Consider the following 7,047-nt stretch of genomic DNA (forward strand, 5'->3'; position numbering starts at 1 on the left):
TCGTGCGGCTGCAGCGGCTGCAAGCCCTGGTTGATCTCGGCATCCACCTCGATGGGCTGCGGGCCTTGGCGCTCATGGTCCAGGATGCCCAGGTTGGCATGAAAGCGCAGACCCGTCAGCGTCAGCACCTGACGGCCGATCTTGTGGGTGGGGGCAGCAGCGTTGACCATGTTCGACGTCCGCGGCGCTCAGCCCATGCACGAGAAGTCGCGTTCGAAGCGCCACAGGTGCTGCCCGCCATCGACGAGCAGATGGGTGCCGGTGAGCGAGCGATTCTCCAGCGCGAAACGCACGGTCTCGGCCACGTCTTGCGGGGTGGACGAGCGCCCCAGCGGGGCCTGCCGATGTAGGCGCTCGAACGCGTCGCCCAGCAGGGTCTCGCTGGTCAGCGTCAGCCCGGGCGCCACGCCCACCACGCGCACCCATGGCGCCAGTGCCAGTGCCAGCAGCTCGGTGGCGGCGCGCAGTGCGGCTTTGGACAGCGTGTAGCTGAAAAAGTCTGGGTTCGGGTTCCAGAGTTTTTGGTCGAGCAGGTTGACCACGCAAGCGCGCGCACGCCACGCTTGGCGCTCGTCCTCGCTTTCGGCGAGCGCCAAGCGGGATTGGACATGGGCATACAGCCCCTGCGCCAGCAGCACCGGCGCGGCCGTGTTGGGCAGCCAGTGGTCACGCATGGTGGCAGGGCTGGCGCCCAACGCATCGTCATACGAGAAGCGCGATGCCGAGTTGACCACCGCGAGCAACCCGCCGAACTGCGCCACCACGGCGGGGACCAGCGCGCGGCAGGCCGCCTCGTCCGCCAGGTCGGCCGCGAAAGCGTGTGCGCGCACGCCCAGCGCGCGGCAGTCCTGCACCGTCTGCTCGGCCTCAGTGGCCGAGCCGCGGTAGTGCACCGCCACGTCCCAACCGGCGCGCGCCAGGGCCAGCGCGATGGCGCGGCCCAAGCGCCGGGCGGCCCCCGTGACCAGCACCACACGGGGGCAAGGCAGGGGCTCCGATGGCGGCGGGTCGGTCGTCATGGTCGAGTGAGTCAGGGGTTGGGCAAGGCACAATCATGCCATGCAAGTCGCAGCCCCAGATCCAGGGCCGGCCATGCCGGCGGTGCAGCACGCCCTGCGGGAGACCGGCGGCTGGCTGCCGTTCGAGCGCTTCATGGCGTTGGCGCTGTACGCGCCGGGGCAGGGCTACTACGCGCGCGGTGCGCGTATCTTTGGCACCAGCCCGGCCGATGGCAGTGACTTCGTGACCGCGCCCGTGCTCAGCCCCCGCTTTGGCGCGACGCTGGCGCGGCAGGTGGCGCAGGCGCTGGCCGAAACCGGCACCCATGCGGTGTGGGAGTTCGGCGCCGGCACGGGGGCGTTGGCGGCTCAGATACTCGCGGCGCTCGATGCGCTGGCCCCCGCGGACGGCGGGGGCGCGCGCGTGGCCTACCACATCGTCGAGGTCTCGGGCGCGCTGCGCGCGCGGCAGGCCGAATGTCTGGCGCCATGGAGCGGGCGTGTGACATGGCACGAGCGCTTGCCAGATGCGCTGGAGGGCGTGCTGATCGGCAACGAAGTGCTCGACGCCATGCCGGTGACGTTGCTACACCGGCGGGGGGGCGTTTGGCACGAGCGCGGGGTGGCGTGGGATGCGCAACAGGCGCGCTTCGTGTGGGTGGATCGGCCGACCGACCGGCGGCCGCCGCTGGCGATCGCGGGCACGCACGACTATGTGACCGAGATCCACCCCCAGGCGGAGGCGTTCGTGCGCACCGTGGGCGAGCGTTTGCGCCGCGGCGCGGCGTTTTTCATCGACTATGGCTTCCCCGAGCACGAGTACTACCATCCGCAGCGCGCCGGGGGCACGCTGATGTGCCACCGCGCCCACCGGGCCGACGCCGACCCGCTGACCGACGTTGGCGCCAAGGACATCACGGCGCACGTCAATTTCACGGGGGTGGCGCTGGCGGCGCAACAAGCCGGGGTGGAGGTGCTGGGTTACACCAGCCAAGGCCGCTTTTTGCTCAACGCGGGCGTGCTCGACGGGCTGGACGACGCGCCGCTGGCCGAGCGCGCCGCGGTGCTCAAGCTGGTGCACGAGCACGAGATGGGCGAGCTGTTCAAAGTCATCGGTCTGGCGCCGCCCGCGAGCAGCCGCGGTTGGGTGCCGATGGGGTTCGCCCAGGGCGACCGTACGCACACGTTGTGACGGCGGAGCGTACCGATGATTCGCTGGTTGATCGTCGTTTGTCTGGCGCTGCTGATCTTCAGTTGGCTCACGCCCTGGCTGCGGCGTCTGGGCTTTGGGCGCTTGCCGGGTGACCTCCATTTCCGGCTCTTCGGGCGCGAGTGGGACATTCCGCTGGCCAGCACGGTGTTGCTCAGTCTGCTGGCGGCGGCGATCGCGCGCTGGATCTGAGGGTGCGGCACTGGCCGTCGGCACGGGGCGTCGATTCGGTACCCAGAGGGGTATGACTTGAAACCACGGACTTCGGCCCCATGTGTGGGCTATCGTTGTCACCAGGAGCCCGCATGTCCGCCGAGCCGTTGCACATCGTCTGCCCCCATTGCCACACCACCAATCGCGTGCGCGCCGACCAGTTGAACCAAGCGCCCGACTGCGGTCGCTGCCACCGGCCGTTGTTCGACGGCCACCCGGTCGAGCTCGACGCGGCGGCCTTCGAGCGCCACGTCGGGCGCAGCCAGATCCCGGTGCTGGTCGACTTTTGGGCGCCGTGGTGCGGGCCGTGCCGCATGATGGCGCCGGCGTTCGAGGCGGCCGCGCGCCAGCTCGAACCCCACGTGCGGCTGGCCAAGGTCAACACCGAGGCCGAGCCGGCGCTGGCGGCGCATTTCGGTATTCGCAGCATCCCGACGCTGGCGCTCTTCGTCGGCGGACGCAAGGTGGCCCGCCAGCCCGGCGCGATGGGGCAGGCCGACATCGTGCGCTGGGTGCAGGCGGCGTTGGCGCAGGCGCGCTGACGGCACGCGCCAGGCTCGGTCCGCGGTCAGTCGCCGCGCAGCGCGTCGGCGATGGCGCGCTGGCGCGCGTGTTCGATCGCGGCCCCGATGCGCAGCCCCAGATCGTGCGCGCTGGGATGACGGGCCTGCTCCTGCTGGGCGAGCGCGGCGGTGTCCACCGCCAGTGCGGCCTGCAGCGCGCGGCGCAGCCGTGCCGCCTGGGGGTAGGGCCGGTCTTCGTGGTGCAGGCGGCCGCGCGCGTCGCATTCGCAGGCTAGCAATACCTGCTCAAAGCGCTCGGGCCGGCGCAGGGCATCGCAGCGCTGCAGCAAGCGCAGGATGGCGGCGGCCCCCAACGCGTCGCTGCGGTGGATGTGGCCGTGCTCGCGCGCCACCACCTCGGCCAGTTCGCGGCAGTCGCGTGGCACGCGCCAGCGCTCGCTGACCTGGCGCAGCAGCCGCACGCTGCGCTCCTCGTGTCCCAGGTGGCGCGGCAGGATCTCGGGCGGTGTCGTCCCCTTGCCCAGGTCGTGGCACAGGCAGGCGTAGCGCGTGGCCAGCGGTGCGTGCAGGCGCGCGCTCATGTCCAGCACCATTTCTAGGTGCACGCCGGTGTCGACCTCGGGGTGGTAGTCCGCACGTTGCGGCACGCCCCACAGGCGGTCCACCTCTGGCAGCAGGACGCGCAGTGCGCCGGTCTCGCGCAGCACAGCCAGCATGCGCGAGGGGCGTGGTTCCATCAGCCCGCGCGAGAGTTCTTGCCACACCCGCTCGGGTACCAGGTGATCGACCTCGCCGTGCGCCACCATGTCGCGCATCAGCGCCATCGTCTCGGGCGCGATACGGAAATCAGGCCAGCGCGCGGCAAAACGCGCCATGCGCAGGATGCGCACCGGGTCTTCGGCAAACGCCGGGGTGACGTGGCGCAGCACTTTGGCCTGCAGGTCGCGCCGGCCGCCATAAGGGTCGACCAACCGCGGATCGTTGGGGTCGAAGCGCCCGTCGGCGTCCAGCGCCGCTGCGGGCAGCGCCATGGCGTTGATGGTCAGGTCGCGGCGCGCCAGGTCTTGCTCCAGCGTCACACTGGGGTCGGCAAAGAAAGCAAAGCCGTGATAGCCGCGTGCCGTTTTGCGCTCGGTGCGTGCCAGCGCGTACTCTTCGCGCGTGACCGGGTGCAGAAAGACCGGAAAGTCCCGCCCGACCGGCACATAACCGGCCGCGACCATGGCCTCGGGCGTGGCGCCAACCACGACCCAGTCCCGGTCGGCGTGCGCCGTGCCGTCGGGGCGCTGGTGTGCCAAGTGGAAGTGCCCCAGCAGACCGTCGCGCACGGCGCCGCCGACGAGGTAGATGTTCATGGGCATGCTCGCGCCACAGCCTGCCCGGGGCGTCAGGCGTACTTTTCGAGGATGCGCGTGGAGCGCTCGACCTCGCGCATCGTCTCGTCGTCCGAGACGGCGACGGATTCCATCACAGAGCACGCCATCATGCGAAAGAACGCTTTGTCCATGGCCTTGCGCGCGGCGGACATCTGCTGGGCGACGTCCTCGCACGGGCGGCCCGACTCCACCATCTCGATCAGGGCGCGCACCTGGCCCTCGATGCGCTTGAGGCGGTTGACCACGTCGCGCTGGTGCTCGCTGCGGTAGCGCGACGACGGCGCCCCGGTCGGATGGGTAGCAGTGGGGCGGGTGTCGTCGCCGGAGGGGGCGGAGGCTTTCATGGGGTGATCCTTCGATGTCGGACGCAAGCCCCGAGTGTGCCAAAAAACATGGCCCCCAGCGTGGTGTGCCCATCGAGGCGCACCCATCGCGGCTTGCGCCTTTGGTGGCCTTGATCAAAACCCTACCCCCTAGGGTAAATGCGGATGCCGTTGCGCGGTCTGCCTTGCTAATCTCCACGTGCCTTGACAAATATCAAAGCCCTGCGGGGCGGAGGAGTTGGACGCATGAAGATGACACGTGAAGGATGGCGCAAGAGCTGGCTGGCGCTGGCGATGGTCGCTGTCGTGGGATTGACCAGTGGCTGTGGCACCGTGGCCACCATCGGCAAGCTCGAGGACGGGGCGGGCGCGGAGGCGATGAAGATGTGGGACCGCTGGATCGAGGGCGGCGGTGACATCGCCGTCGCGACGACCTGGGAGCGCAAGGTCAAGCCCGGCCTGAGTGTGGCAGACGTCGAGGAGATCATGCGCACCGTGATGGTGGAGCGCAATATGCGCGACGTCGGCACGCTGCCGCTGTCCAAGGAACTGGAAGCCCGCTCCGGCAAGAAGGAGCCGGTATTGACGATCTACCAGTTCTGCAGCCCCAACATCGCACGTCGCATGGCGGATTTCAGTCCGGCCATGGCTGCTTACATGCCGTGTCGCATCGCGCTGGTCGAGCGCCCCGACGGATTGTGGCTGTACACGCTCAACATGGACATGATGGTCAAGATGGGCCGCAAACTGCCCTCGCCGCTCAAGGAGGAGGCCTGGAGCGTGCGCGAGGCCGTCTGGGACATGATGGAGCGTGCTTCCAAGGGCGAATTCTGAGCACACGGGCCAAGATCCGATCCCACCCAAAAAGACAGAGGAGAACCGCATGCATCACGCAACCGAAGGGCGGCCGCTCGCGGCACGCCGCATTCCCCGTATCACCCTGGCCGCCGTGGCGCTGGCGTGCGCCGGTGCGGCACAGGCCACCAATGGCTACTTCCCGCACGGATTCGGGCTGAAAGCCAAAGGCATGGGTGGCGCGTCGATCGCCCTGGCGCACGACGGATTTGCCGGGGTCAACAACCCCGCCGCGGCGCTGTTTGCAGGCAGCCGCATGGACGTGGGGGCCGAGATTTTCCGGCCATACCGCGACGCGCAGTTCGTGGGCCAGACGCCCGTGGTGGACAGTGGCCGCACCGCCTTTTTGATTCCGGAGTTCGGCTACAACGCGCGTCTGTCCGAGACATTGGCCGTGGGCCTGACCGTCTATGGCAACGGGGGCATGAACACGTCGTATGCGCCCTTTCCCAACGGGCAGAACCTATTGGGCGGCACAGGCAAACTCGGCGTCGATCTGATGCAGCTCATCGTGGCGCCGACGCTGGCGATCCAAGTCGCGGAGGGGCATGCCCTGGGCGTATCCCCGTTGCTGGTGTGGCAGCGCTTCGAGGCCTATGGGCTACAGGGGTTTGCCGGGATGTCGTCCGATCCAGCCAACCTGACCAATCGCGGCAAGGACAACAGCACCGGCATCGGCGTGCGCGTGGGCTACATGGGCAAACTGGGCGATCGGGTCACGGTCGGTGCCGCCTTCTCGCCGCGGGTGCGCATGGGGCGCTTCGACAAATACCGCGGCTTGTTCGCGGGGGCGGGCGATTTCGACATCCCGGCCAACTACGGCGTTGGTGTCGCGCTGCAGCTGACGCCGGCCTGGACGCTGGCGCTGGATGCGACGCGCATCCGCTACGGCGGTGTGCCCTCGATTGCCAACGGCAGCCTGTCACAGGTGATGGCAGGCCAGCCGCTGGGCGCGGCCAGCGGCCCCGGTTTCGGCTGGCGCGACATCGGCATCGTCAAGCTGGGGGTGCAGTGGCAAATGGACGAGCGCTGGACGCTGCGTGCCGGCGTCAACAAGGGCGGCAATCCGATTCGCGCCCAGGATGCGATGTTCAACATTCTGGCGCCCGGCGTGATCCGCGAGCACGTGACGTTTGGTGCGACCTACACGCCCGACAAGCAGACCGAGTGGACGTTTGCGCTCTGGCACGGCCGGCGCGAGACCGTGGTGGGGCCGAGCGTCGATTTCTCGTCGATGGCGATGAACCCGACTGGCACGCGCATCGGCATGCACCAAAACGGCTTTGGTGTGCAGTACAGCCGCAAGTTCTGATATCTGGGGGCAACCGCTTGCCGCCGTCCGCTCGGGGCGGCGGCTCTTTTTTCAGCGTCGCAGGTGCGCGCGGCGGCGCAGCTGGATCAGCGGATCGGCCGGGCCGTCCAGGTCCAGGTAGCGCGCCGCCACCGGCTCCACCGCGCTGGGCGTGATGCCGAGGTCGGTCAGGGTCGGTAGCGTGCCGGTGGCGACGTTGTCCACTTCCATCGAGCGCAGGTTGTCCGTGGACAGCA

At 69.1% G+C, this 7,047-nt stretch carries 8 protein-coding genes and 2 pseudogenes; 5 read left to right on the top strand and 5 right to left on the bottom strand.

Annotation, left to right across the window (positions count from 1 at the left end):
- Both Q0716_RS02410 and Q0716_RS02415 read right to left on the bottom strand, forming a co-directional pair.
- Nucleotides 1-170 (bottom strand): annotated as a pseudogene (locus Q0716_RS02410) (dihydroneopterin aldolase); the annotation flags it as partial.
- Between the two features lie 18 nt (nt 171-188).
- Complete coding sequence (locus Q0716_RS02415) at nt 189-1,019, bottom strand: SDR family oxidoreductase (RefSeq protein WP_299019259.1); 831 nt, start codon at nt 1,017-1,019, stop codon at nt 189-191.
- Nucleotides 1,020-1,092: 73 nt separating this feature from the next.
- On the opposite strand from Q0716_RS02415, the gene Q0716_RS02420 reads away from it, so the two are divergent.
- The 3 genes from Q0716_RS02420 (at nt 1,093) to trxC (ending at nt 2,963) form a co-directional block, all read left to right on the top strand.
- The gene (locus Q0716_RS02420; RefSeq protein WP_299019274.1) at nt 1,093-2,190 is read left to right on the top strand and encodes an SAM-dependent methyltransferase; all 1,098 of its coding nucleotides are present in this window, start codon (nt 1,093-1,095) and stop codon (nt 2,188-2,190) included.
- A 15-nt stretch (nt 2,191-2,205) separates the two neighbouring features.
- Nucleotides 2,206-2,400 carry a DUF2905 domain-containing protein gene (locus Q0716_RS02425; protein ID WP_299019261.1) on the top strand — a complete coding sequence of 65 codons (195 nt, stop codon included), beginning with the start codon at nt 2,206-2,208 and terminating at the stop codon, nt 2,398-2,400.
- Between the two features lie 113 nt (nt 2,401-2,513).
- Nucleotides 2,514-2,963: a thioredoxin TrxC gene (gene trxC / locus Q0716_RS02430; RefSeq protein ID WP_299019263.1), complete on the top strand. Its 450-nt coding sequence runs from the start codon at nt 2,514-2,516 to the stop codon at nt 2,961-2,963.
- Nucleotides 2,964-2,989: 26 nt separating this feature from the next.
- Here the strand turns inward: trxC and Q0716_RS02435 are convergent, their stop codons facing one another.
- On the bottom strand, nt 2,990-4,300 hold the full coding sequence (locus Q0716_RS02435) for a multifunctional CCA addition/repair protein (RefSeq protein WP_299019265.1): 1,311 nt from the start codon (nt 4,298-4,300) through the stop codon (nt 2,990-2,992).
- Between the two features lie 32 nt (nt 4,301-4,332).
- Complete coding sequence (locus Q0716_RS02440) at nt 4,333-4,665, bottom strand: metal-sensitive transcriptional regulator (protein WP_299019267.1); 333 nt, start codon at nt 4,663-4,665, stop codon at nt 4,333-4,335.
- A gap of 225 nt (nt 4,666-4,890) precedes the next feature.
- On the opposite strand from Q0716_RS02440, the gene Q0716_RS02445 reads away from it, so the two are divergent.
- On the top strand, nt 4,891-5,478 hold the full coding sequence (locus tag Q0716_RS02445) for a DUF302 domain-containing protein (protein WP_299019270.1): 588 nt from the start codon (nt 4,891-4,893) through the stop codon (nt 5,476-5,478).
- 49 nt (nt 5,479-5,527) lie between these two features.
- The gene (locus Q0716_RS02450) at nt 5,528-6,811 is read left to right on the top strand and encodes an outer membrane protein transport protein (RefSeq protein WP_299019272.1); all 1,284 of its coding nucleotides are present in this window, start codon (nt 5,528-5,530) and stop codon (nt 6,809-6,811) included.
- Nucleotides 6,812-6,862: 51 nt separating this feature from the next.
- Here the strand turns inward: Q0716_RS02450 and Q0716_RS02455 are convergent.
- A pseudogene (locus Q0716_RS02455) lies at nt 6,863-7,047 on the bottom strand (complex I NDUFA9 subunit family protein); the annotation flags it as partial.

This window comes from uncultured Tepidimonas sp. (assembly GCF_938045175.1).
GTDB lineage: Bacteria > Pseudomonadota > Gammaproteobacteria > Burkholderiales > Burkholderiaceae_C > Tepidimonas.